Raw genomic sequence first — 23,774 nt, 5'->3', positions numbered from 1 at the left:
CTTGCCTCCTCGGGCGCGGCGTTCGCGCAAGCCAAGCAGCAGCCGGCGCCGGCCCAGCAGGCCGCACCGGCCCAGGCGCCCGCGCTCAAGCAGATCGCGCTGACCGACAAGCAACTCGATGGCGTGCTCGCTGCGCAAAAGGACATGGACGCGATCACGGAGAAGCTGCCGGAGAACACCGCGCCCGACGCGAAGGTGATCGCCCAGCTCGACGGCGCCGCCAAGAAGCACGGCTTTGCCAGCTACGACGACTACAACAATGTGGTCGACAACATCAGCCTGGTGCTGGGCGGCTTCGATCCCGCGACCAAGAAATATGTCGGCAACGACGCCGTGATCAAGTCGCAGATCGCGCAGGTCGAGGCCGACAAGAAGATGCCGGCCAAGGACAAAAAGGAAGCGCTCGACGAGCTCAACCAGGCCCTGAAGACGCCGGCGCCGGCGATCGAGAACAAGGCCAACATTGATCTCGTCGGCAAGTACTACGACAAGCTCGTTGCCGCGCTGGGCGACGATCAGAATTGAGGATGTTGGCGCGCCTCGCATCGGCTACCCTACGAGACCTTCATCGCCTCGACTAAAAATGCCCCGGAGACATCTCCGGGGCTTTCGTCGTTTCCACCACGATGTGACCCGAAAGGCGTTGTGCGGTACGGAACCGGATGCCGAAATCACCGCACGCGTTGCGCGAGGAAACCAAGGGCTAAATTGAAAAACCGGAATGCTCGGGGCATCCTGATCCCATGATTCCGATTTTTATTCTTGTCGCGGCGGTCGCCGCAATCGCACTCACGGAGCGGAGCGTCGAACATCTGCCGTTTGCGGTCGCGGCTTTCGTCTTCAACGCGGCTCTGCTGCTGCTCTTTCTTGCCGATCTCGAGCGACCGCTTCTGCTGTCCGGCATGCTGGCCGTCGCCATTGCCGGCATATCCTCGGTCAAATTCAATCACAGCGCGCTCAAGCTGACCGTGTCCGATTTGCCTCTGGCGTTTGCAGGTACAGTCCCGTTCTTCGTGCTGCAATACCCGCGCATGATGCTGGGTGTTCTGGCAGGAAGCGTGTTGTTCGCGGTCGCTTCGATCGCGGTTCTGCTCTATGCCGCCGGATCTCCCATCTCGATCGCGTTTCGAATTGTCCTGTTCCTCCTGGCGCTCGCTGGCTTTGCCAAGGCTTCCACGTCGAAAGGTGCAATGTCCTTGCGACACACCCTGACGCAGGGGCGGTGCTTCTACGCGACCTTCATGGCCTCGCTGGCGGACCCCGCTTGCTGGCGGCAGTTCGGTGCGCTGGCCCTGAGCGATATCGCAAACGAACCCCTGCCTCTGAGGGAGGCGACCCCTGCGCGTTCTGCCGACTCGCCGGACATTATCGTCATCCAGCACGAATCCGTGTTCGACCCGCGCATTTTCGGGCTGCCGGTCGAACCAACAGTCGAAGCCTTCCTGTCCCCGCCAGATGCGGAATTCGGGCGCCTGAACGTCGACATCTTCGGCGGAGGTTCCTGGCAATCCGAGTTCAGCCTGCTCACCGGCCTCTCAAGCGCGAGCTTCGGTTCAAGCGCCTACTACCTCTTCCAGAAGGGCGCCGGCCGCTTTCACAGCAGCCTGCCACGTTCGCTGGCGTCGCTCGGATACAAGACGTCTCTTATCTCCAGCTGTCGCCGCGCGTTTCTCAGCTACGATAAGTTCTACAGTTCGATCGGAGTCGACGAACGCATCTTCGTCGACGAGCTTCCGCCGCCGTTCGATGTCCGGCGCTTCGAGGCAACAAATTCCGATGCGATGTTCCTCGACGCGGTCGTCGATGCGCATATCAAAAGCGTCGCTCGCGATCCGACGCCGAGATTTCTCTATGCGCTGACCAACTTCAATCACGGTCCGCATAGCCGACAGCTGGTGCCACCGGGTCAATTCGAGAGCGAGCGTGCCTTTGCCATGGCCAGCTTCCCTGACGTTGGCTACGCCGAGTACTACGCGCGACTGGCGGAGACCGCGTCTGCCTGGCAAAGGGTCAGGGCCAAACTGGCGAGCAGCTTTCCTGACAGGCCTGTTCTCATCGTGCACTATGGGGACCATCAACCCGTGCTGACGAAGCAGATCGATCGGCAGTTGAAGGGACTGGGCGACGGGCGGCGCGCGTTTGGTACATTCTACGCGATCGAGGCCTTGAATATTCCCCACCTCAGCCCCGGAAAGGGTGCCGACCTCGACATCGCCTTCCTCGGGACTGTTGCCTTGCAGCGGGCGGGCCTTGCGCTCGACCCGATCTTCGCCACGCGCGCGAGCCTGCTGGATGATTGCAGAGAATCCTACTTCGCGTCAGCCTCCGAACGGAAACGCCGCTTTCATCGCACGCTCGTGGATCTGGGTCTGATCGACCTGATGCCCAACGCCAGACAAGCGCGCTAGCTCGGCGCGCTCGCCGGGCAGGCCGATGGGTTGTCACAATTGAATGCCCGGTATTAACTCGGTCCCGCGCCCGGAGCGGCCGCTTGCGGACGAACGTCTTCTTGGCGCGATGGACATGCTGAATGCGGCGACTCGTTCGGGGTACGGGCAGCGATGGACTTCCGACAGCTTGAATATTTCCTGCGCGTCGCGCAGCGCAAGAACATATCGCTTGCCGCGGCTGACTTGAACATCGCACAGCCGACGCTGACCAAGAGCATAAAGCTGCTGGAGGAGCAGCTTGGCGTGAAGCTGTTCGAGCGCCTGCCGCGCGGTGTGGCTCTGACATCGTTCGGGACTACGCTGCTGCGCCATGCGGAGGCGGTCCACGTCCAGCTGAAGGATGCCGGCCACGAGATTGCCGCGCAGCGCTCCGGTGCAGTCGGCACGGTCGTGATCGGAGCGGGGCCGACCTGGCTGCGACGCTATCTTCCCGCGGCGCTGGCACGCACGTTCTCGGCGAATCCACTGATCCGAGTCCGCATTGAGGCCGGTTTCGATGAATCGCTGCTTCGCGCGCTGAGACAAGGCGAGCTTGACTTCGTGGTCGCCGAGATTCCCTCGCCCGAGGATCGGCGGGACTTTGAGACCCTGACGCTTACGTCGGACCGGCTCGGCGTCTGCTGCCGGCGTGGTCATCCGCTGACCCGGCGCCGGCGGGTCAACATGCGCGACCTGCTGCAATATCCCTGGATCAAGCCGCCGCATGCCACGCGCGCCCATCGTCGGCTCGATGCGCTGTTCGTCGCGAACGATCTGCCGCCGCCCTCGAGTGTGCTCGAAAGCGGCTCGGTCGCGCTTCAACTCAACGTGCTCCGCCAGTCCGACGCGCTCGCCACCACCGTGTCGAAGACGTTGCAAACACCTGAAGGCGACGGCCTCGTCATGCTCGATGTTCCCGAGCTTGCGCTGACGCGCGATGCCGGCATCATCACGCGCAAGGACGGTTGGGTCTCACCGGCGGCCGCAGGGATCATCGATGCCCTCAAGGCCGTCTGCGCCGCGGAGACCGCGAGCCGCAAAGCCAAGACATAGCTTTCAGCTATACCGGCGGTACAATTATCTCTTTGTAAGAATACCTGAATCCTGTTTTGCTTGGCTTTCGAGAGAGCCGGAATCGGCCGAAGCGCGGGCGGGAGGATTGAGATGCCGGGACAGAGCGGAAAGCACGGCCTGACGCGCCGTCAGGTTGTTGGTGCAGGTGGCGCGGTCGCGCTCGGGCTCGCAACGCCATGGCGATACGCGGCGGCGGCCAAGGTCGCGCCGATGACCATTGTGATCAACCAGTCACCGTGGTTCGACAGCTTCCGCAAGACCGTCGAGCTCTACGAGAAGGAAACCGGCAACCAGGTCGAGCTCGACGTCAATCCCTTTGCGGGATCGCTGGAGAAGCAGCGCAACTCCGTGCGCGCCGCGAATGGCCAGTACGATCTGCTGATCATGAACTCCGGATGGGTCGCCGAGATGTATTTCGGCGGCTTCGTCGAGCCGATCGGGGCGATCGATCCGTCCTTCAAGCTCGATTCCGACATCTACACCCTCGACAACACCGTCTATTTCGATGCCGACAAGAAGACGATGTCGGCGGCCGGCAAGCTGATGTCGGTGCCGATCTCGCCGTTGATCCCGCTGCTTTATTATCGCGGCGATCTCTACAAGGAAGCGGGACTGAAGGCGCCGGAGACGTTTGCCGAGCTCGAGGCCAATGCCAGGAAGCTGCACAAGCCGCCGAGCCGCTATGGCATCGTCCAGCGCGGCGCCCGCGGCCCGGCCTCCGTAAGCTACGACTTCTATCCCTATCTCTACGGCTTCGGCGGCGGCATCTTCAAGAACCAGTCGGCCGGCGACTATACCGTCACGCTCAACAACGAGGCCGGCCGCACCGCGCTCGACTATTACTTGCGGATCGCCAAGGAAGCCGGCCATCCGCAGACCGCCTCCCTCGACCAGGCCGAGGTGATCCAGAACATGCTGACCGGCAAGGCTGCGCACATCAGTGTGGTGGTCTCGGCATGGTCGCAGATGGACGATCCCGACAAATCCGCCGTGATCGACAAGGTGGAGTTCGCGGTCACGCCGCATGCGGATGGCTTTTCGACCGGCCCCGGTCTTGGCCACTGGCTCGGCGGCATCGCGCGCAACGTGCCCGACGACCGCAAGCGCAGCGCGCTCGAGTTCCTGCGCTGGTTCCAGACCAGGGAGGCGCAGCTCTCCTATGCCAAGGTCGGCGGCATTCCCGTCAGTGCGGCGAGCTATCGCGACCCGATCGCGCAGGAGCGGCGTTACCGCTGGATGAAGCCGCTCGGCGAGGCCCTGCCGCACGCGGTCAACATCTACCAGTTTCCGCAAGCGAGCGAGGTGATCTCGATCCTCGAACTCGGCCTCAATCAGGCCGTCGCCGGCAATGCCACGTCGGTGCAGGCTCTCAACAGCATGGCCGAGCAGATCTTTGGCGTGATGTCGAAGCACAGCTACAATACCGGCAAGCTGCCCGCATTGCCCTGAGGCCAATGATGAAGCCAACCGCGAGCGCCACCGCGCAAATCGGCGCGGTGATGGCAGAACCATCCGCTTCGGCGGGACAGCCGACGGCGGCTGATTTCCAGCGCGGCCTCGACGAGCGGCTGTGGCGCTGGCTGACATTGTCGCCGGCATTGCTGCTGTTGCTGGCACTCAGCGTGCTGCCGCTGGTCAATCTGTTCGCGACGAGCTTCTTCACCGTGAGCTGGAGCGGCGGCCATTCGAGCTTCGCCGCCGCGGGCCTGAACAACTACCGCGCGCTTGCCGGCGACACGCTGTTCCGCGCCGGCATTCTCAACACCATTCTGTTCGCGCTGTTTGCCGTCGGCGGGCAGATGCTGTGCGGCTTTGTGCTCGCGCTGCTCTGCACCGGCGTTACACGTGGCCGCTTGCTCTATCGCACCATCTTCATCCTGCCGATCCTGGTTCCCGGCATCGTCGTCGGCGCGATCTGGAAACTCCTGCTCAATTTCGATTTCGGCCTGGTCAACCAGGCCATCGCGCTGGTCGGTATCGATCCCCTCAACTGGCTCGGCTCGCCCAACACGGCCCTGGCTTCGGTGATCTTCGTCGACATCTGGCACTGGACACCGTTCTGCTTCCTGCTGTTTCTGGCAGGCCTGCAATCGCTGCCCCAGGATGTCTACGAAGCCGCCAAGATCGACGGAGCCAGCGGCTGGCAGGAGCTGACATATGTCACGCTGCCGATGATGCTGCCGACCATCATGGTGACCTTCGCCTTCCGCCTCGTGCTCGCGTTCAAGGTCTTCGACGAGGTCTATTTGCTGACAGGCGGCGGACCGGGGACATCGACCCAGGTCATGAGCTTCACGCTCTATCAGCGCTTCTTCCGCGAGGACCAGACCGGATACGGCTCGGCAATGTCGGTCGCGATCATATTCATGACCTGCATTCTGCTGTCGGCCGCCTTCGCGGCGCGCGGACGGATGGGGGCTGTGAAATGATGACGTCTCCGAGAGCACGGCCCCTGATCGTTCACGCGCTGCTTATCGCGGCCGCCCTGCTGGTGCTCGTCCCCGTGGTCTGGGTCGTGACCGCGGGATTCCGCACCCAGATCTCGCTGCTCTCGGGCGCGTTCTGGTTCACGCCGGTCCTGAAGAACTTCAACGAGGTGCTGTTCTCCAAGACCTCGGACTTCCTCGTCAACTATCGCAACTCGCTCGTCGTAGGCACACTCAGCACCCTGATCTGCCTCGTCGCCGCCACGCTCGCCGCATGGTCGCTCAATCGGATGTCGTGGCCGCGCTGGTTCGTGCACATCTTCCTCGGCTGGGCGCTGGTGTTTCATATGTTCCCGCCGCTGGCGCTGGCGAGCGCCTGGTTCACCATCATGCGCACCGTCGGCCTCGACAATACGCTGACGGCCGTGGTGCTCGCCCACACCGTGCTCAATCTGCCGATGGCGCTGTGGCTGATGGGCGTGTTCGTGCGCGACGTTCCGGTCGAGCTCGAGGAAGCCGCCCGGCTCGACGGCGCCACGACGCCGGTCCTGCTGTGGCGGATCGTCATGCCGATCATCGCGCCGGGCCTTGCCGCGACCGCCATCCTGACCTTCGTGTTCAGCTGGAACGACTTTGGCGTCGCTCTGACTCTCACCATGAAGCAGACCGCGACGGTGCCGGTCGCGATCGCCAAATTCGCCCAGGATTACGAGATTCTGTACACACAGATGGCGGCCGCCGCGGCGCTGTCGATCCTGCCCGCACTCGTTCTGCTCATCATTGGCCAGCGCTACATCGTGGCCGGCCTCACGCAAGGCGCCGTGAAATAAGACGCGACCAACGAAGGAAATGCCATGAAGACGGTCTTCGTTCTCTTTGACTCCCTCAACCGCCATCTGCTCGGCGCCTATGGCGGCAGCCGGATTCCGACACCGAACTTCGATCGCCTCGCCGCGAAGACGTTGACCTTCGACCGCCATTATGTCGGCAGTCTGCCCTGCATGCCGGCGCGGCGCGATCTCCTCACCGGCCGGCTCAGCTTCCTGCACCGGAGCTGGGGCCCGCTCGAGCCGTTCGACAACGCGATGCCGGAGCTGTTGCACCACGCCGGCATCTATAGCCACCTCATCACCGATCATTTCCACTATTGGGAAGACGGCGGCGCGACCTATCACAACCGCTACGACAGCTATGAGTTCGTGCGCGGCCAGGAGGGCGACCCCTGGAAGGCGATGGTGCAGCCGCATTGGGAGCGGCTGCGCGAAATGTATCACGCGCGCCAGTTCACCACCGACCGGCGCAAGTACCACTCGCAGAACATCATCAACCGCGAGTTCATCAAGGAGGAGAAGGACTTTCCGTCGGTGCAGTGCTTCGCGCACGCCTTCGACTTCCTCGATCGCAATCGCGACGCCGACAACTGGCTGCTCCAGCTCGAGACTTTCGATCCGCACGAGCCGTTCCATGCGCCGGCCCGCTTCAAGGCGCCGTTCGACAGCGGCTGGAACGGGCCGATCCGCGACTGGCCGCGCTATGGCCGCGTCGACGAGCTGCCGGCCGAATGTGAGGAGCTGCGTGCAAACTATTATGCCGTGGTGTCGATGTGCGACTTCCTGCTCGGACAGTTGCTCGACGATTTCGACCGCCACGACATGTGGAAGGACACTGCCCTCGTCGTCACGACCGACCACGGCTTTCTGCTCGGCGAGCACGATTTCTGGGCCAAGAACCGCATGAACCTCTATGAAGAGATCGTGCACATTCCATTGTTCGTGCATGATCCGCGCCGTCCGCAACCCGGTGCGCGAAGCGGGGTCCTCACCCAGTCCATCGATCTCGCACCGACATTCCTCGATCTGTTCGACGTGGCGCCGCCGCGCGAGATGGAGGGCCATTCGATCCTGAAGGCTGCGCGATCCAGCAAGCCCCTGCGCGAGGCGGCGCTGTTCGGTTATTTCGGCGGCGCCGTGAACGTCACCGATGGCGACTACACCTATCACCGTTTTCCCACGGATCTGAAAACGCAGGAGATCTTCCAGTACACGGTGATGCCGACGCATATCCGCTCGCCGTTCCTGCCGGAGGAACTCGCCGGTGCGTCGCTTTCGGACGGTTTCCCCTTCACCAAGGGTGCGAAGCTGCTCAAGGTCCCCGTCATCGAACGCTCGCCGATGTACCTCAACTATGGTCCGGGCGCGCTGCTCGAGAACGACACGCGGCTTTACGATCTCGCGAAAGATCCCGGCCAGCAACAGCCCGTGAAGAACGAGGCGCAGGAGGCACGCCTTGTGGCGCTGATGACGCGGCTGATGACGGCGAACGAAGCACCGCCCGAAGCGTTCGGCAGGCTCGACTTGCCCGAACCGGCTGTCCAACGCGAGATGTCCTCGTGACCGGCAAGGATCTGCGCGCCAAGGTCGGCGATCTCAGGCAGTTTGCGAGCGTCCGGCGTATCGTGCTCGACGACGGAGTGGAGCGCGGCGTCGCCGCGCTTGCCTTCTCCAATGGAGGCGGCCTCGATTTCTGGGCGCTTGCCGACCGCTCGCTCGACATCGGGCCGCTGTGGTGGAGGGGCATGCCGGTCGCCTGGCAGAGCATGGCCGGTTTCCGCAGCCCGCATCTGCACCATCCGGAGGAGGACGGCGGGCGCGGCTACAGCCGCACCAATTCCGGATTCCTCGTCACCTGCGGCCTCGATCATTTTCGACAACCCGTTTCAGGTCATCCCATGCACGGCCGGCTGCCGTTCACGCCGGCACGTGTCACGGCGCTTGGCGAAGACTGGAATCGGAGTGAGCCCGTGCTGTTCTGCGAGGGCGAGGTCATGCAATTCCGGTTCGGCGACGAGGCGCTGCGTCTCAGGCGTCGGCTGGAGACGCCCATCGGCGGCAATCTGTTGCGAATTCGCGACGAGGTGACCAACCTTTCCAACGAGCCGACGCCGCAGGCAAGCCTTTATCACTTCAATTTCGGCTACCCGGCTCTCGCGCCGGGATCATCTGTGACCTTTGGCTCGCGACGGCTGCTTGAGGTCACGGCGCTACCTGACGTCTCGCTGTTGTCCGAGTCCGTCAGCTTTCCCGCTGAAAGCGATGGCGCTTCCGCTGTTTGCAGGCTCGCAACACCGATGGATGACGGCATGACGCTGGAGATTGCAGTCAGATTCGACGTCAGCACCCTTCCGCATCTTCAGCTCTGGCACGATCTGCGTCCACATGCCTGCGTGCTAGCGATCGAGCCCTGCACAAGCGCCAAGGTGAATGGATCCGAAGCGGTGCTCATGCCTGGCGAGAGCCGCGCTTACGCCTTGGAGATCGAATTTGCGGTGAAAGGCTAGCAGCAGCGTTCGTTCGCCAGCTCCATTTGCGGCTACGTGGTTGCTACTTCGCGAATGCCGCCTCCATCGCCTTCCTTGTCTTGATCGTCTCGTTGGTGGCATCGAATTCGACATCGCTCCAGCGCACGATCTCGCCATGGGCGACGTCGTGCTTCAGCTTGAGGCGATGCGCCAGCCCGATCGGCAGCGCACTGGCCTTCAGGCTCGCGGCCGCCGGCACCAGCTTGCCCCACACCGTGTAGCCGCCTTCGCCGTCCAGCATCTCGCCGGCGCGCAGATTTCGCTTGGCCACGGACGCGACATCGCCGCGGAATCCGAAAGGTTGCCCGGTCGGCTCGCCCCGCAGCGCCGCCGACAGAACCGAGATATTCAGCTCGAGCCCGATCAGATGATAGGGCTTGTACATCGCGGCAAAGCGTCCGCTGGCATCGGTCTTCAGGCCGTATTGCCTGAAGCAGTCGGCTGCGTAGTCGTTCGGCGCCTCCAGCACGACATAGACGCCCCAGCGCAGATCGCGAAACACAGGTCGTCCGTCGCGCTCCAGCGACGAGACGACTTCGACGACGCCGGACCGCTCCAGCACGCCCCCCTTGTCGCTGGGGCGCATGATGTGCGGGAGATCGTCGACGCCGCAGGGCGGAAACAACAGGCCTCCCGTGGGCACGTCAAGTCCGCAGGCATTCGCGATTGCAGCCATCTCGATCGCCGATTTGGTGCCGTCGAGGAAGGAGTTGAACATCTGCGGATTCATGCCGGCCGACTGCGCTTCGCCGGCGGTCAGGCCGTAGTGCTGCCAGACGCCATCAGGCGTCACGTCGTGATAAGCAGGCAGATATTTTGTGCCCTTGCCGGCGGCAACGACACGAAAGCCGGTGGCGCGGGCCCAATCGACCATCTCGGCCGTCAGCGCGGGCTGGTCGCCATAGGCAAGCGAGTAGACGACGCCCGCCTTGCGCGCTTCCTCGGCGAGCAGGGGCCCGGCCAGCACGTCGGCTTCGACATTGACCATCACGATGTGCTTGCCCGCCGCGATTGCAGCCCGCGCGTGCTTGATGCCGACGGCGGGATTGCCTGTTGCCTCCACCACCACATCCATCGCGCCGCCGGCAATGGCGCGCGCGCCGTCATCGGTGAAGACGGTGGCCGCGATCCGCTCCGCGCTCCAGCCGACGGTGCGGCAGGCCTCGCGCGCACGTTCGCGATCGATGTCGATGATGATGGGCACTTCCAGCCCCGGCGTATGTGGCACCTGCGCCAGAAACATCGAGCCGAATTTGCCGGCGCCGATCAGGGCGACACGAACAGGCATTCCGCCGGATGCGCGGGCCTGGAGGATGCGGAAGAGGTTCATGGGGAAATTCCTGCGTAACGATCGTGTCCCGGACGCGAAGCAGCGTGAAACGCTGCTTCGCAGAGCCGGGACCCAGAGAAAACTATCCGTGTGGCGTGGGCCCCGGCTCAGCGGCGCATCACTGACGTGCTGCGACGCGTCCGGGGCACGAGAGTGTCTTCTTACTCCGCCGCCTGCCGCGGCGCCCGCGCCAGCCGTACCAAGGCATCATCGTCCACCGTCTTGATCGGCGCAAAGTCGCGATGCGCGATGTATTCGGGGCGCGTCGGGGTGCGGATGTAGTTCGAGACCGCGTTGAGCGTCAGGTACACGATCTTGCGCGGATAGGGCGTGATGTTGCCGCTAGAGCCGTGCACGAGATTGCCGTGAAACATCAGCATGCCGCCGGGCTTGCCGGTGGGCGCGACGATGCCGCCCTGCTTGACGAGGCGCGTCACCGTCTCCTCATCGAGCGTCCACAGCGGATAGGACGTGGTTGCAAGGTCATGCGAGGCCTTGAGATCGCCGGCGTTCTGGCTCTGCGGAACCAGCATCAGGGGGCCGTTGATCGGCATCACCTCGTCGAGGAAGATCGCGATGTTCATCGCGCGCGGCTCCGGCATGCCGTCGTCGCGCTTCCAGGTGCCGTAATCCTGGTGCCACTGCCAGACGTCGCCGGTGAAGGCCGATTTCGCGTTGATCTTGAACTGGTGCATGTAAACCGGCTCGCCGAACAATTGCTCGACGGGATCGATCATGCGCGGATGCGCGCCGAGCACGCCAAAGGCCTCGTTGTAGAGATGCGCAGCAAACGCCGTGCGCGGCGCGCCGCTCTTCTCGCGCCAGACTTCCGGCCGGTTCGCGTCGTAGATGCCGACCGCCTCGCGCGCAAGGAAATCCACCTCCTCCTGGCTGAACAGTTCGGGCAGGAACAGCCAGCCCTCGCGGTGGAAGAACTCCAATTGCTCCTGAGACAGTTTCATGGGTCGTCCTCCTGTTTGATTTTTGTTGTCATTCCGGGGCGCGCAAAGCGCGAGCCCGGAATCCATTTCTCCTCAGCGTAGGACGCTCGATGGATTCCGGGTTCGATGCTGCGCATCGCCCCGGAACGACAGCGAGCTACGCCGCCACCTCGTCCGTCGCCCTCAATCTCTCCTCAGTCATCCGTCCCGCCGTCTGCGCATGCGCCAGCGCCGCGCGCTCGGCTGCGTTCGCATCGCCTGCGAGAATGTATTTGGCGATATCGGCGTGCTCGGCCCAGGCGCTGCCGCGATAATCGAGCTCCGCCAGCACGGTCGCCATCGAGCGGCGCATATGCGGCCATTGCGGCGTGATGGTTTCCTCGATCACGGGATTGCCGGCGAGCTGATAGATGGCGCGATGAAACTCGACGTCGAGCGCGATCAGCTCGCCGAGCGCAGTCTTGCGATCGATGCGGCGTCCTGCGGCGAGCGCCGCCTCGAGTCGTGCGCGTCCTGCCGCGTCAATCGCCACGCGTTCGGCGGCTAGTCTGGCAGCAAGCGCATCGATCGCGCCGCGCACTTCGTAGAGCTGGCGAATGCGCGCGGGGTCGAGCTGGGTGACTTCAAAGCCGCGCTTGCCGCTTTCGGCGACGAGGCCCTGCCGATGCAACAGATGCAGCGCATGCGACACCGGCTGGCGCGAGACGCCGAGCTTGTCGGCGAGCTCGTTCTGCCGGATGCGCTGGCCGGGCTGAAGCGTGCGATCGGAGATCGCCTCCAGGATCCGGGCGTAGACCTGGTCGATCAGGTTCGGGAGCGGGTCGAGAGGGATCACGCCGACATCTCCGAAAGGGAATACGGAATTCCGTATGCGAAGGTATCGCGGGAGGGGGAGGGCGTCAATGCCGTCGTTACCGGCCGCGCAAGCCTTTGATTTTATTAGGCTGGCCTACTGTGCATGGGGTTGTTTTCGCGCAAACTGACTTGGCTCAGCCCTCCAGCACCTCGACCTCAAGCGCCGCAACCCGCTCTCGATCGGCCAGTGCCTCGATCCCCGTGATCCGGTCGCCGCGGAAGGAGATGCGCAGCGCGATGCGCAGATGCCCGCCGAGGATGACGGCGACGCCCATCTCGCCATCGACAAGGGCGGTGCGTGCCGCCTGGGCGCGGCCCTTGTAGAGCTGTGCGACCGCATCCGCGCCGCGGATCTCCGGCAGCGTACCGAGCCGCACCGCGGCGTCGTCGGCGCGGAACACGACGTCGGGGTCGAGCACCGCCAGCAGCCCTTCGAAATTGCCCTCGCGAGACGCCTTGAGAAAGGCATCGACGATCTTGCGCTGGCGCGACAGGTCCGCCTCCGGCACCGGCGCGCCCTGCACGCGCCGCCGCGCGCGGCTCGCCAATTGCCGCGAGGCATCGACCGAGCGGCCGACGATTGGGGCGATCTCCTCGAAGGGCACGGCGAACAAATCGTGCAGCACGAAGGCGAGCCGCTCTGCCGGCTGCAATGTCTCAAGTACCACCAGCAGCGCGGCGCCGACGGAATCGGCCATCTCCGCCTCGCGCTCCCGCGTCTCGTCGACAGGCTCGGGCACGTGCGGACCCATCGGATCTTCCCTGCGCGATTTCCGCGCGCGCAGCATGTCGAGGCAGATGCGCGCGACCACGGTGGTCAACCATCCTCTGAGGTTGGCCACGTCTGAGGTGTCGCTCCGGCTGAGCCGCAGCCACGCCTCCTGCACGGCGTCGTCGACCTCGCCGCTCGCACCCAGCATCCGGTAGGCGACGGCGCGCAGATGGTCCCGGTTGGCCTCGAACTGCCGGGTCAGAAAATTTTCTTCAGCCATCGGTCACATTCCCTCGTCGCGATCCGTCATGCCCATGACGAAGCCGATCCGGCCGATGTGACCGGAACCTTCGAAATTCGCAAACGGAGACGCAAGATGATGCACGCCCGCATGAATCACCCGGTGATGGTCCTGCCCGAGGCCATGAACCACCTTCAGGCCCTCGGCAACCTCACCAAGCAGGGCCTGCCGGAAAAGCTCCTGGAACTGGTGCACCTGCGCGCCAGCCAGATCAACGGCTGCAGCGTCTGCGTCGACATGCATCCGAAAATCGCCCGCAAGCTGGGCGAGACTGACGAGCGCCTGTTCGCCGTCTCCGCCTGGCGCGAGGCACCCTATTTCACCGATTCCGAGCGCGCCGCGCTGGCCCTGACCGAGGCTGTCACCCGCGTTGCCGATCGTGAAGACCCGGTGCCGGATGCGATCTGGAACGAGGCCGCGAAGCATTTTGACGAGCGCGAGCTCGCAACGCTGATCCTCGCGATCGCGGCCATCAACGTCTGGAACCGGCTGAACGCGACCATCAAGATGCCGGTCGGCGTCTGGAAGGTGTGAGGCGTCCTGTCCTCTCCCCCAGGCGGGGAGAGGACTAATCGGCCAGGAATTTGTGCACCGCCTCGCCGAACTCAAGCGGCGCCTGCTCGAACATCCAGTGACCCGCATTCGGAATCACCGCCGTCTGCGCGCCGGCGATATGCTCGGCCAGCACGCGCCACATCACCGACAAGCTGCCGGTGGTGGCGCCGCCGCCGATCAGCAGCGTTGGTGTCCTGATCGCCTGCGCATCCGCGAGCGTGTAGGGCCGGCGCTGCTCGTTGATCTGGCCGAGGAAGGTGAGCGCATTGTCGCGCAGCTGCTGTTTTGCGGCAGCCGGCACGCGCCGCCACGAGCCGTCGCCTTCGATGCCTTCATAGAAATTCTGCAACGCGCCCTCGATGTCGCCGGCGCGGATCATCTCGACCGAGCGTATCGTCTTGGCGGCGAGCGGGGGATGCGCGGGCGTGCCTTCCGGCACCGGCAGGCTGGCATCGAGATCGCCGCCCGGCTCAGCCAGCACCAGCTTTCGCACCAGATCAGGCCGCGCTTGCGCCACGCGAAATGCGATGTGTCCGCCGCGCGAATGGCCCATCAGATCGACCGGTCCGGGCTTGACCTGTTCGATGAAGGCGATCGTGTCGGCGACGTGCTGCGCCATCTTGTAATCGTCGCCGACGGCATCCCAATGCTCGGGAAAGAAGTGCCGCAGGCTGACCGAGATCACGCGATGGGACTTCGACAGCGGGCCGAGCACCGAATACCAGGTGCGGAAATCGCCGAGCGTACCGTGCACGCAGACCAGAGGATGGCCCTTTCCAACTTCGAGATAGGCCATGTCGTAACCGTTGACGCGGAATGTCTGCATGATCAGCTCGCCAGGAAATCGAGAACAACTTCGGAGTATTTTTGCGGCGCCTGCTCGAACATCGGATGCGTCGCGTTCGGGATGATCGCCGTTTTGGAGTAGGGCACATGCGCCGCGAGAGCATGCAGCACTTTCGGCAGCAGGCCCTTGGTCCGTGCGCCCAGGATGAACAGCGTCGGCATCGTGATCTGCTCCGCGTCCGCCTTCGAGAACGGCGGGCGGTTGTCGCGGACCTGGCCGATCAGCGTGTAGGCGTTGTCGCGCAAATTCTGCTTCACCATCGCCGGCAGCCGCGGCCAGGTGCCGGCGCCCTCCAGCGTGTCGACGAAGACGGCGAGGCCGCCATCGACGTCACCGGCCGCGATCTTCTCGGCGGAGGCCGTGAACCGCGCCAGCAGCGGCGAGGGGCCGCCGGCATACTCAGGATCGAGGCTCGCATCCAGTTCGCCGCCGGGCTCGGCCAGCACCAGCCGGCGCAGCAGATCCGGCCGCTGCTGCGCCACGCGGAAACAGATGTGTCCGCCGCGCGAATGGCCCATCAGGTCGACCGGGCCCAGGTCGAGCTTCTCGATGAAGGCGATGACGTCGCTGACATGCTGGGCAATCGAATAGGTGTCGCCGACGCCGTCCCATTGTGCGGGGAAGAAGTGCCGCAGGCTGACAACGATCAGCCGGTGTCGCTGCGTCAGCGGCCCGAGCACGCAGCCCCAGACGCGGAAGTCGGAGAGCGAGCCGTGCACGCAGACCAGCGGCGGCCTGTCTCTGTCCTCGCCCACGTCGAGATAGGGCATGTCGTATCCAAAGACGTGGAGGCTTTGCATTCCTGGCTCGCCGAAAAGTGTGCGCAACTCCTGTGCAAGATTCCCGGAAACCGGGTGGATCGCAACTATTTCCAAGCCTACATTCAAGCCGAGATCACATTGGGGGCATGCGACGAAGACGCTAATCCAGGAACCAAGCCATGACCGACCAGCATTTTGCCCTGTTCGACACCAGGATCGGCCTCTGCGCCGTCGCCTGGGGCCCTCGCGGCATCAACGGCACCCAGCTGCCTATGGGCGGCGAAGAGAAGATCCGCACCCGCATCACCCAGCGCCATGCCGACGCCAGCGAAGCCGAGCCGACCGCCGAGGTGCAGCAGGCGATCGACCGTATCGTGAAGCTGCTCGCCGGTGAGCCGGATGACCTCACCGATATCGAGCTCGATCTCGACGGCGTGCCGGAGTTCAACCGCGGTGTCTATGAGATCGCCCGCGCCATCCCACCCGGCAAGACCATCACCTATGGCGATATCGCCAAGCAGCTCGGCGGCGTCCAGCTGTCGCGCGATGTCGGCCAGGCGCTCGGCCGCAACCCGTGCCCGATCGTCGTGCCCTGCCACCGCGTGCTGGCTGCCGGCAACAAGCCAGGCGGCTTCTCGGCAAATGGTGGGGTGGTGACCAAGCTGAAGATGCTCGAGATCGAAGGCGCGCTGGTGAACCACACGCCGAGTTTGTTTGACTGAGGCGGAAACTTGCTCGGCGTCATGGCCGGGCTTGACCCGGCCATCCACGTCTTTCTTCGCGGTACAAGCGTGGATGCCCGGGTCAAGCCCGGCCATGGCGGTGTTCGGAGCGGACTGCTCGACCTAGATTTTCGCCGCCGTGTTCGGCCAGTACCGATCGCGCAGATGCCGCTTCACCAGCTTCCCTGTCGGCGTGCGCGGCAGCTCGGCTTCGAAATCGATCGAGCGTGGACACTTGATCGCTGAGAGACGTGTCTTGCAGTAGGCGATCAAATCAGCCTCGAGATCCCTACCGACACGCTTCATGTCGTGCGGCTGCACCACCGCTTTCACCTCTTCGCCCATCTCCTCATTCGGCACACCGAACACGGCGACGTCCGCGACCTCGGGGTGGGTGATCAGCACGTCCTCGGTCTCCTGCGGGTAGATGTTCACACCGCCCGAAATAATCATGTAGGACTTTCGGTCGGTGAGAAACAGAAAGCCGTCCTTGTCGAGATAGCCGACGTCGCCGAGCGTCGACCAGCCCTTGGCGTTGTAGGCCTTCTTCGTTTTCTCGGGATCGTTGTGATAGGTGAAAACAGGCGCATCGGCGAAGTACACGGTGCCGATCTCGCCAATAGGCTGCTCTTCATCGTTCTCGTCGAGAATCTTGATCTTGCCGACCACGGCGCGGCCTACGCTGCCGCGATGCTCCAGCCATTGCTGCGAGTTGCAGACGGTGACGCCGTTCCCTTCCGAGCCTGCGTAATACTCGATCAGGATCGGCCCCCACCATTCGATCATCTTCGCCTTGACGTCGACCGGGCAGGGCGCCGCGGCATGGATCGCACCCTTCAGCGTCGAGACGTTGTACTTCGTGCGGACCTCGTCCGGCAGCTTCAGCATACGCACGAACATGGTCGGCACGAGCTGTGACTGTGTCACCTTGTATTTCTCGACCAGCTTCAAAAACTCTTCGGCGTCAAAATGCTCCATGATGATGGAGGTGCCGCCAAGCACGGTCACCATCATGTTGAAGCGCAGCGGGGCCGCATGATAGAGCGGCGCCGGCGACAGATAAGTGCTCTCGGCATTCATGCCGCACATATCAGCGCAGAGCACGCGCAGAAACGCATTCGGCACGTCGATAGCGTTGCCCTCGAACGCCTTCTTGATTCCCTTCGGGCGACCGGTGGTGCCCGAGGAGTACAGCATGTCGTAGCCGGCGACCTCGTCCGCGATCGGCGTTGTCGGCTGTGCGGCCGCTTCCCTGTCGTAGGAGCGAAAGCCGAACAGGGGATCGTCGACCATGTAGAAGATCGGCTCGCCGGCTGCGCCCTTGACCAGATCCTTGATCTGGTCGGCGCATTTCGGCGTGGTGATCACGACCTTGGCGCCGCAATCTCCGATGATGTAGTCGATCTCGTCCTGCTTCAGATAACGGCTGATCGCTGTGTAATAGAGCCCGCTGCGTTGCGCCGCCCAGCAGATCTCCATGAAGGCGAGACGGTTCTCCATCAGCAAGGCGATGTGGTCGCCGGCCTTCAGGCCGAGCGAGCGGAACAGGTGTGCGCCTTGGTTCGAGAGCTCGTCGAGCTCGCGATAGGTAATCGCCTTGCCGGTCCCGGCCATCTGGTAGGCGATCTTGTCGGGCGTGGTGCGGGCGTAAACGGACGGATGAGTCATAAGCGTAGGTTCCAAGGCACACGAGATGTCCGTCCCGGCTTTCGCCGGGACGACATCCTTGGTGTGGCAGCCGCAGCCTAAAGTCGTTCGACGATCGTCACGTTGGCCATGCCACCGCCTTCGCACATGGTCTGGAGGCCGTAGCGCTTGCCGCGTTGATGCAGGGCGTGGACCAGCGTCGTCATCAGCTTGGTACCGGAGCCGCCGAGGGGATGACCGAGCGCGATGGCGCCGCCATTGACGTTCAGGCGGGCCGGATCGGCGCCGGTGGTCTTGAGCCAGCCGGTCGGCACCGAGGCGAAGGCCTCGTTGACCTCGAACAGGTCGATGTCGTCGATCTTCATGCCGGCCTTCTCCAGCGCCTTCTTGGTGGCGTGCAGGGGCGCGTCGAGCATGATGACGGGGTCGCCGCCGGTCATGGTCATGTGATGGATGCGTGCGAGCGGCGTCAGGCCGAGCTGCTTGAGGCCGCGCTCGTTCACGACCATCACGCCGGAGGCGCCGTCGCAGATCTGGCTGGCGCTGGCGGCGGTGAGCTTGCCGTTCTCGGCAATCAGCTTGACGCCCTTGATGCCGTCGAGCGTGGCGTCGAAGCGGATACCCTCGTCGATGTGATGGGTGTCCTTTGAGCCGTCCGCGCGGGTGATCTCGAGCGGCACGATCTCCTTCTTGAAGTGGCCGGCCTGGGTCGCTGCAATCGCGCGCTGATGGCTGTTGTAGGAATATTCGTCGAGATCATTCTTCGAAAGGCCGTACTTCTCGGCCATCATCTCGGCGCCGGTGAACTGGCTGAACACGATGTTCGGGTATTTGGTCTCGATGCCCGGGCTCTTGTAATTGCCGAAGCCGTTCTTGGCCGGGAGCTGCGAGGACAGGCCCATCGGCACGCGCGTCATCGACTCGACGCCGGCGGCGATCACAACGTCCATCGTGCCGGACATCACGGCCTGTGCTGCGAAGTGCAGCGCCTGCTGCGACGAGCCGCACTGGCGATCGATCGAGGTGCCTGGCACGCTCTCCGGCAGCTTCGAGGCCATGATCGCGTTGCGCGCGACGTTGTTGGACTGCTCGCCGACCTGCATCACGCAGCCCATGATCACGTCCTCGACCAGCGCCGGATCGATCTTGGTGCGATCGACCAGCTCGTCCAGCACCTTGGCGGAGAGATCAGCCGGATGCCAGCCGGCGAGGCGGCCCCCCTTGCGCCCGCCCGCGGTACGCGCAGCGGCGACGATATAAGCCTCGGCCATTTCGGTCTCTCCCATGATTGTTCTGAATTGGGTTCGTTGTCGGGGCGGATTTAATGGGCGGGACATGGTTTAGTCAATCGATCAATTAACTCTTGTGATGAGGCGCTGCTTCGGCTTATCTGCGCCCGCTTCGAGCGGCGAGCACAAGGAATCTCCGTGACTACCAGCGTACCGAACAGGCTCCCCAGCGGAAAGAATTCCACGGCAGAGAAATTGCTCGTGGCCGCAAGCGAGCTGATGATCGAACGCTCATCGATCGAGATCTCGCTCTCCGACATTGCCCAGAAGTCGGGGGCCAATGCCGCGCTGGTCAAATACCATTTCGGCAACAAGGACGGCCTGCTTCTGGCACTGCTCGCGCGGGATGCGGCGACCGAGATGTCGAATCTCGAATATCTCCTCGCGCAGCAGATCACGTCGACCGCGAAGTTGAAGCTGCACATCGCCGGCATCATCCGTGCCTATCATCGCTTCCCCTACATGAACCGGCTGATCCACTACCTCCTGCACGAGAGCGTTGCCGGCTCTGCGGATGAAGTCTCAAAGTTCTTCGTCGCGCCGCTGCTCGACTTTCATCGCCGACTGCTCACCGAGGGCGTCAGTCGCGGCGAATTCCGCGCCACCGACCCGGTGCTGTTCTACACCAGCCTGATCGGCGCCTGCGATCACCTGTTCTTCGGCCGGCACGCGATGTCTCGCGCGACCGGCGTCGGTCCGGTCAACGATGACGTCTGCCGACAATACATCAAGCACATGGAAACGCTGATCTGCGGCGGCATCCTCACGCAAGCCGAGGAAGCTGCCGCGGCCGGATAATCTGGTCGAGACGTTCAAGTCTAGAGAAGAAACGCCCAAGGAAAAGGCAGAAGAAAGGTAGCCAGTCATGGAATTGAAAGACGTAGCCGTTCTCATCACCGGTGGTGGCTCGGGTCTCGGCGAAGCCACCGCCCGCGCCATGGCGGCCAAGGGCGCCAAGATCGGCGTCATCGACCAGAACAAGGACAACGCCGAGAAGGTCGCCGCCGAGGTGAAGGGCGTCGCACTCCATGCCGACGTCACCAGCGAAGAGCAAATCAAGGCCGCGATCGCCAAGGCGGAAGCGGCGCACGGTGTTGCCCGCGTGCTGATGAACTGCGCCGGCATCGGCGGCTCGCAGCGCATCGTCGGTCGCGACGGCGTCTACCCGCTGGAAAAGTTCGCGCGCATCATCAATGTCAATCTGATCGGCACGTTCAATTGCCTGCGTCTGTTCGCTGAGCGCCTTGTCACCATCGAGCCCATCGGCGAGGAGCGCGGCGTCATCATCAACACCGCTTCGGTTGCCGCCTACGAAGGCCAGATCGGCCAGATCGCCTATTCGGCGTCGAAGGGCGGCGTCGTCGGTCTGACGCTTCCGGCCGCGCGCGATCTCGCCAGCCAGAAGATCCGCGTCAACACCATCGCACCGGGTCTGTTCTTCACGCCGCTGCTGATGGGCCTGAACGAGGAAGCCCGCAAGAGCCTTGGCGCCCAGGTGCCGCACCCTTCGCGTCTCGGCGATGCCAAGGAATACGGCGCGCTGGCCGTGCACATGGTCGAGAACCCGATGCTCAACGGCGAGACCATCCGTCTCGACGGCGCCATCCGTATGGCTCCGCGGTAGGGCTCTTCCCTTCTCCCCTTGTGGGAGAAGGTGGCGCGAAGCGCCGGATGAGGGGTTCTCTCTGCGGAGACAGACCCCTCACCCAAGCGAGGTCTTTCAGCGACGTACATGCCCTCTCCCACAAGGGGAGAGGGCGCAGTAACCGGCACCGCTATCAGCGGCACGCAGGAGCGCCTCATGTCCCAACCGTTGCTGATCGAGCACGACGACGGCGTCGACCGGGTGACGCTCAATCGTCCTGATAGCCTCAACGCGCTCGATCCCGCGCTGATCGATGCGCTCAATGTCTATTTCCAGGGCTTGCAGCGCAACCGCGACACGCGTGTCGTGGTGCTGAAGGGCGCCGGCAAGAATTTTTGCGCCGGTCTCGATCTCAAGGCCGCGATGGCGCGCCGCGCCGGGCAGCAGGAGCCGCCCGGTGTCACGGAGTCGCTGGACTCGCAGCGGCGCATCGCTGACATCGTGATGCTGATGCGGCGCTGCCCGCAGCCGATCCTGTCGCTGGTGCAGGGTGCGGCGGCCGGTGGCGGCTTTGCACTGGCGCTCGCCTCCGACATTCGTATCGCAACCAAGTCGGCGCGGATGAACTGCGCCTTCATCAAGCTCGGTCTCGGCGGCTGTGACATCGGCACCAGCTATTTTTTGCCGCGGCTCGTCGGCGTGTCGGTGGCGTCGGAACTGATCCTCACAGGGCGCTTCATCGGTGCCGAACGCGCGCTTGCAGTGGGGCTCGTCTCGGAAGTCGTCGACGAAGACAAGCTCGATGCAGCGGCCGAGCCTTATGTCGATGCGATGATGACAGCCTCCCCCGTCGGGCTGCGGCTGTCAAAGGAATGTCTCAACATGAGCGTCGACGCGGGATCGCTTGAAGCGGTGATTGCGATGGAGGATCGCAACCAGGTCCTGTGCAGCCGCTCCGAGGAGTTTTCGGAAGGCATCAGGGCCTTCCTTGAGAAGCGAAAGCCTGTCTATATCAAGCGCTGAGCAACAAAGATCCGCAAAGGACAGTAATTCCGGGAGACGCAAAATGAGTGGAAGCGCGGCGGCGGTGATGGCGAAGCCCGCCTTTCGCAAGGTCGAGTGGCTCGCGCGCGACATCGATGTCGAGCGCCGCGCTGATGGCACGGTGGTGCTGAAGTCGCGCATTCCCTTGCAGGCCTACGAGACACATCTTCCGGCCTCGCTCGCGAAATGGGCAAAGGAAGCACCGGAGCGCATCTGGCTCGCGCAGCGCGGCGGTCCCAATCGCGAATGGCGCAAGGTGTCCTATGGCGAAGCCAAGCGCACCGTGGATGCGCTGACGCAGGCGTTGTTGAATCTCAAGCTCGAAGGCCGCCCGGTCACGATCCTCTCCGGCAATTCGATCGAGCACGCGCTGATGACGCAGGCTGCGATGCAGGCGCGTTCGCCGGCTGCTCCGGTGTCGCCGGCCTACTCGCTGATGAGCCATGATCACGTCAAGCTGAAATACCTGTTTGACCTGGTCAAGCCGGCCGTGGTGATGGTGCAGGATGGCCCGACCTTCGAGAAGGCACTGAAAGCGCTCGATCTCACTGGTGTCACCGTTGTCCATGTTGTGCGGCCCTGCGAGGGCGTGAAGAGCGTCAGCTTCGCCGAACTCGCCGCAACGCCGGTGACCACAGATGTGGAGGCGTCGATCGCTGAGATTACGCCCGACACCGTCGGCAAGCTGCTGTTCACATCAGGCTCGACCGGCATGCCCAAGGCCGTCATCAACACGCAGGAGATGATGTGCGCCAATGCTGCCATGATGATGCAGGTGCGGCCGCGTACGCCGGGCGGTCCGCTTGCCACGGTGCTGGACTGGATGCCGTGGAATCATACCATGGGCGGCAATGCGGCATTCCATCCGGTGCTGGTCGATGGCGGCACGCTTTATATCGACGACGGCCGGCCGATGCCGGGCCAACTCGAGGAGACGATCAAGAATCTCCGCGAGATCTCGCCGACCTATTACGCCAACGTACCGGCCGGCTATGCCGCGCTCGCGGCTGCCATGGAGAAGGACGACGCCCTCTGTCGATCTTTCTTCAAGAACCTGTCGATCATGGCCTACGGCGGCGCGCGACTGCCGGATGATCTTTACGACCGCATGCAGGCGCTCGCCGTGAAGACCACCGGCGAACGCATCGTGTTCTACACCGGCTGGGGTTCGACCGAGACCGCGCCGACCTCGACCGGCACCTATTGGGACACCGAGCGCGTCGGCCTGATCGGCCTGCCGTTCCCCGGCGTCGAACTGAAGATGGTGCCGTGCGGCTCGAAATACGAATTGCGTCTGCGCGGCGTCAACGTCACGCCCGGCTACTTCGGCCAGCCCGATCTCACCAAGAAGATGTTCGACGAGGAAGGCTTTTATTGCATCGGTGATGCCGGCATTTTCGTCGACGATGCCGATCCGGTGAAGGGCATCATCTTCGCCGGCCGCGTGGTGGAAGACTTCAAGCTCACCACCGGCACCTTCGTGCATGTCGGCTCGCTGCGTACGGATGCGATCGCTGCCGCAACGCCCGTCGTGCATGACGCGCTGGTCGCGGGGCAGGACCGCGCCTTCATCGGCCTGCTGGCCTGGCCGAACCTGCACGCCTGCCGCCAGCTCGTCGGTAATCCCGATCTTAGCTTTGAAGATGCCGTAAAACATCCCGAGGTCATTGCGTGCTTCAAGCGCGGGCTCCAGGCTCACAACAAGGAATGCGAGGGCGCCAGCAGCCGCATCATTGCGCGCGCGATGCTGATGGCCGAACCGCCATCGATCGACGGCAACGAGCTCACCGACAAGGGCTACATCAACCAGCGCGCCGGCCTCGAACGACGCGCGGCGTTGGTCGATCGGCTTTATGCCGATAAGCCGGACCAAGGCATCATCATTCTCAAGTAATCGA

The 23,774-nt window shown here is 63.7% G+C and carries 22 protein-coding genes (1 of these 22 only partly in view); 14 read left to right on the top strand and 8 right to left on the bottom strand.

The window, feature by feature from the left end; all coding sequences use genetic code 11:
- From JQ631_RS15580 to JQ631_RS15545, 8 genes are all read left to right on the top strand, one after another.
- Nucleotides 1-525 carry the 3' portion of a hypothetical protein gene (locus JQ631_RS15580; protein ID WP_212327410.1) on the top strand. It extends 66 nt beyond the left edge of the window, so 525 of the gene's 591 nt are visible here — the last part of the coding sequence; its start codon lies beyond the left edge, outside the window; it ends in the stop codon at nt 523-525.
- A 218-nt stretch (nt 526-743) separates the two neighbouring features.
- Nucleotides 744-2,408 carry a sulfatase-like hydrolase/transferase gene (locus JQ631_RS15575; RefSeq protein WP_212327409.1) on the top strand — a complete coding sequence of 555 codons (1,665 nt, stop codon included), beginning with the start codon at nt 744-746 and terminating at the stop codon, nt 2,406-2,408.
- 153 nt (nt 2,409-2,561) lie between these two features.
- Complete coding sequence (locus JQ631_RS15570) at nt 2,562-3,482, top strand: LysR family transcriptional regulator (RefSeq protein ID WP_212327407.1); 921 nt, start codon at nt 2,562-2,564, stop codon at nt 3,480-3,482.
- Between the two features lie 111 nt (nt 3,483-3,593).
- Nucleotides 3,594-4,952, top strand: coding sequence for an extracellular solute-binding protein (locus JQ631_RS15565; protein WP_212327405.1), 1,359 nt, complete (start codon nt 3,594-3,596; stop codon nt 4,950-4,952).
- 5 nt (nt 4,953-4,957) lie between these two features.
- A complete protein-coding gene (locus JQ631_RS15560) occupies nt 4,958-5,932 on the top strand; it encodes a carbohydrate ABC transporter permease (RefSeq protein WP_212327403.1) in 975 nt (324 codons plus the stop codon).
- Entirely contained in the window at nt 5,929-6,759 is an 831-nt protein-coding gene (locus JQ631_RS15555) for a carbohydrate ABC transporter permease (RefSeq protein ID WP_212327401.1), read from the top strand. Before JQ631_RS15560 ends, JQ631_RS15555 begins: the two co-directional genes overlap by 4 nt.
- Before the next feature lie 24 nt (nt 6,760-6,783).
- The gene (locus tag JQ631_RS15550; protein ID WP_212327399.1) at nt 6,784-8,322 is read left to right on the top strand and encodes a sulfatase; all 1,539 of its coding nucleotides are present in this window, start codon (nt 6,784-6,786) and stop codon (nt 8,320-8,322) included.
- Nucleotides 8,319-9,266: a DUF4432 family protein gene (locus tag JQ631_RS15545; protein ID WP_212327398.1), complete on the top strand. Its 948-nt coding sequence runs from the start codon at nt 8,319-8,321 to the stop codon at nt 9,264-9,266. The genes JQ631_RS15550 and JQ631_RS15545 overlap by 4 nt, the downstream gene beginning before the upstream one ends.
- A 43-nt stretch (nt 9,267-9,309) precedes the next feature.
- Here JQ631_RS15545 and JQ631_RS15540 read toward each other — a convergent pair whose 3' ends face one another.
- The 4 genes from JQ631_RS15540 to JQ631_RS15525 all read right to left on the bottom strand — a co-directional run bounded on the left by JQ631_RS15540 (nt 9,310) and on the right by JQ631_RS15525 (nt 13,405).
- Nucleotides 9,310-10,617 carry an NAD(P)H-dependent oxidoreductase gene (locus JQ631_RS15540; RefSeq protein ID WP_212327397.1) on the bottom strand — a complete coding sequence of 436 codons (1,308 nt, stop codon included), beginning with the start codon at nt 10,615-10,617 and terminating at the stop codon, nt 9,310-9,312.
- Nucleotides 10,618-10,778: 161 nt separating this feature from the next.
- Complete coding sequence (locus tag JQ631_RS15535; RefSeq protein ID WP_212327396.1) at nt 10,779-11,579, bottom strand: phytanoyl-CoA dioxygenase family protein; 801 nt, start codon at nt 11,577-11,579, stop codon at nt 10,779-10,781.
- A gap of 136 nt (nt 11,580-11,715) precedes the next feature.
- Entirely contained in the window at nt 11,716-12,393 is a 678-nt protein-coding gene (locus JQ631_RS15530; RefSeq protein ID WP_212327395.1) for a GntR family transcriptional regulator, read from the bottom strand.
- A 154-nt stretch (nt 12,394-12,547) separates the two neighbouring features.
- The gene (locus tag JQ631_RS15525; RefSeq protein ID WP_212327394.1) at nt 12,548-13,405 is read right to left on the bottom strand and encodes a sigma-70 family RNA polymerase sigma factor; all 858 of its coding nucleotides are present in this window, start codon (nt 13,403-13,405) and stop codon (nt 12,548-12,550) included.
- 99 nt (nt 13,406-13,504) lie between these two features.
- On the opposite strand from JQ631_RS15525, the gene JQ631_RS15520 reads away from it, so the two are divergent.
- Nucleotides 13,505-13,960: a carboxymuconolactone decarboxylase family protein gene (locus JQ631_RS15520; protein ID WP_212328614.1), complete on the top strand. Its 456-nt coding sequence runs from the start codon at nt 13,505-13,507 to the stop codon at nt 13,958-13,960.
- 34 nt (nt 13,961-13,994) lie between these two features.
- On the opposite strand, the gene JQ631_RS15515 is transcribed toward JQ631_RS15520, so the two are convergent.
- Both JQ631_RS15515 and JQ631_RS15510 read right to left on the bottom strand, forming a co-directional pair.
- On the bottom strand, nt 13,995-14,807 hold the full coding sequence (locus JQ631_RS15515; protein ID WP_212327392.1) for an alpha/beta fold hydrolase: 813 nt from the start codon (nt 14,805-14,807) through the stop codon (nt 13,995-13,997).
- Nucleotides 14,808-14,809: 2 nt separating this feature from the next.
- Nucleotides 14,810-15,628, bottom strand: a complete 819-nt coding sequence (locus tag JQ631_RS15510; RefSeq protein ID WP_212327390.1) for an alpha/beta fold hydrolase — start codon at nt 15,626-15,628, stop codon at nt 14,810-14,812.
- Nucleotides 15,629-15,768: 140 nt separating this feature from the next.
- Here JQ631_RS15510 and JQ631_RS15505 point away from each other — a divergent pair, with 140 nt between their 5' ends.
- Nucleotides 15,769-16,311, top strand: coding sequence for a methylated-DNA--[protein]-cysteine S-methyltransferase (locus JQ631_RS15505; RefSeq protein ID WP_212327388.1), 543 nt, complete (start codon nt 15,769-15,771; stop codon nt 16,309-16,311).
- Between the two features lie 123 nt (nt 16,312-16,434).
- On the opposite strand, the gene JQ631_RS15500 is transcribed toward JQ631_RS15505, so the two are convergent.
- Together JQ631_RS15500 and JQ631_RS15495 are read right to left on the bottom strand one after the other, a co-directional pair.
- Complete coding sequence (locus JQ631_RS15500) at nt 16,435-17,979, bottom strand: acyl-CoA synthetase (RefSeq protein WP_212327386.1); 1,545 nt, start codon at nt 17,977-17,979, stop codon at nt 16,435-16,437.
- A gap of 77 nt (nt 17,980-18,056) precedes the next feature.
- On the bottom strand, nt 18,057-19,229 hold the full coding sequence (locus tag JQ631_RS15495; RefSeq protein ID WP_212327385.1) for an acetyl-CoA C-acetyltransferase: 1,173 nt from the start codon (nt 19,227-19,229) through the stop codon (nt 18,057-18,059).
- 213 nt (nt 19,230-19,442) lie between these two features.
- On the opposite strand from JQ631_RS15495, the gene JQ631_RS15490 reads away from it, so the two are divergent.
- From JQ631_RS15490 to JQ631_RS15475, 4 genes are all read left to right on the top strand, one after another.
- Nucleotides 19,443-20,045 carry a TetR family transcriptional regulator gene (locus tag JQ631_RS15490; RefSeq protein WP_249160673.1) on the top strand — a complete coding sequence of 201 codons (603 nt, stop codon included), beginning with the start codon at nt 19,443-19,445 and terminating at the stop codon, nt 20,043-20,045.
- Between the two features lie 67 nt (nt 20,046-20,112).
- Nucleotides 20,113-20,871 (top strand): SDR family NAD(P)-dependent oxidoreductase, encoded by a 759-nt coding sequence (locus tag JQ631_RS15485; protein ID WP_212327383.1) that lies wholly within the window; start codon nt 20,113-20,115, stop codon nt 20,869-20,871.
- A 177-nt stretch (nt 20,872-21,048) separates the two neighbouring features.
- Nucleotides 21,049-21,855 carry an enoyl-CoA hydratase/isomerase family protein gene (locus JQ631_RS15480; RefSeq protein ID WP_148775057.1) on the top strand — a complete coding sequence of 269 codons (807 nt, stop codon included), beginning with the start codon at nt 21,049-21,051 and terminating at the stop codon, nt 21,853-21,855.
- A 43-nt stretch (nt 21,856-21,898) separates the two neighbouring features.
- A complete protein-coding gene (locus tag JQ631_RS15475) occupies nt 21,899-23,770 on the top strand; it encodes an AMP-binding protein (RefSeq protein ID WP_212327382.1) in 1,872 nt (623 codons plus the stop codon).
- Nucleotides 23,771-23,774 lie beyond the last annotated feature (4 nt).

Source organism: Bradyrhizobium manausense (assembly GCF_018131105.1).
Classification (GTDB): domain Bacteria; phylum Pseudomonadota; class Alphaproteobacteria; order Rhizobiales; family Xanthobacteraceae; genus Bradyrhizobium; species Bradyrhizobium manausense_B.
This window is presented reverse-complemented; position numbering and strand designations above follow the sequence as displayed.

Bases quoted from the DNA above. Each gene is read 5' to 3' on its own strand.
- JQ631_RS15575 (WP_212327409.1), top strand. From the start codon at position 744: ATGATTCCGATTTTTATTCTTGTCGCGGCGGTCGCCGCAATCGCACTC.
- JQ631_RS15570 (WP_212327407.1), top strand. From the start codon at position 2,562: ATGGACTTCCGACAGCTTGAATATTTCCTGCGCGTCGCGCAGCGCAAG.
- JQ631_RS15565 (WP_212327405.1), top strand. From the start codon at position 3,594: ATGCCGGGACAGAGCGGAAAGCACGGCCTGACGCGCCGTCAGGTTGTT.
- JQ631_RS15560 (WP_212327403.1), top strand. From the start codon at position 4,958: ATGATGAAGCCAACCGCGAGCGCCACCGCGCAAATCGGCGCGGTGATG.
- JQ631_RS15555 (WP_212327401.1), top strand. From the start codon at position 5,929: ATGATGACGTCTCCGAGAGCACGGCCCCTGATCGTTCACGCGCTGCTT.
- JQ631_RS15550 (WP_212327399.1), top strand. From the start codon at position 6,784: ATGAAGACGGTCTTCGTTCTCTTTGACTCCCTCAACCGCCATCTGCTC.
- JQ631_RS15540 (WP_212327397.1), bottom strand. From the start codon at position 10,617: ATGAACCTCTTCCGCATCCTCCAGGCCCGCGCATCCGGCGGAATGCCT.
- JQ631_RS15535 (WP_212327396.1), bottom strand. From the start codon at position 11,579: ATGAAACTGTCTCAGGAGCAATTGGAGTTCTTCCACCGCGAGGGCTGG.
- JQ631_RS15525 (WP_212327394.1), bottom strand. From the start codon at position 13,405: ATGGCTGAAGAAAATTTTCTGACCCGGCAGTTCGAGGCCAACCGGGAC.
- JQ631_RS15520 (WP_212328614.1), top strand. From the start codon at position 13,505: ATGCACGCCCGCATGAATCACCCGGTGATGGTCCTGCCCGAGGCCATG.
- JQ631_RS15515 (WP_212327392.1), bottom strand. From the start codon at position 14,807: ATGCAGACATTCCGCGTCAACGGTTACGACATGGCCTATCTCGAAGTT.
- JQ631_RS15510 (WP_212327390.1), bottom strand. From the start codon at position 15,628: ATGCAAAGCCTCCACGTCTTTGGATACGACATGCCCTATCTCGACGTG.
- JQ631_RS15505 (WP_212327388.1), top strand. From the start codon at position 15,769: ATGACCGACCAGCATTTTGCCCTGTTCGACACCAGGATCGGCCTCTGC.
- JQ631_RS15500 (WP_212327386.1), bottom strand. From the start codon at position 17,979: ATGACTCATCCGTCCGTTTACGCCCGCACCACGCCCGACAAGATCGCC.
- JQ631_RS15495 (WP_212327385.1), bottom strand. From the start codon at position 19,229: ATGGCCGAGGCTTATATCGTCGCCGCTGCGCGTACCGCGGGCGGGCGC.
- JQ631_RS15485 (WP_212327383.1), top strand. From the start codon at position 20,113: ATGGAATTGAAAGACGTAGCCGTTCTCATCACCGGTGGTGGCTCGGGT.
- JQ631_RS15480 (WP_148775057.1), top strand. From the start codon at position 21,049: ATGTCCCAACCGTTGCTGATCGAGCACGACGACGGCGTCGACCGGGTG.
- JQ631_RS15475 (WP_212327382.1), top strand. From the start codon at position 21,899: ATGAGTGGAAGCGCGGCGGCGGTGATGGCGAAGCCCGCCTTTCGCAAG.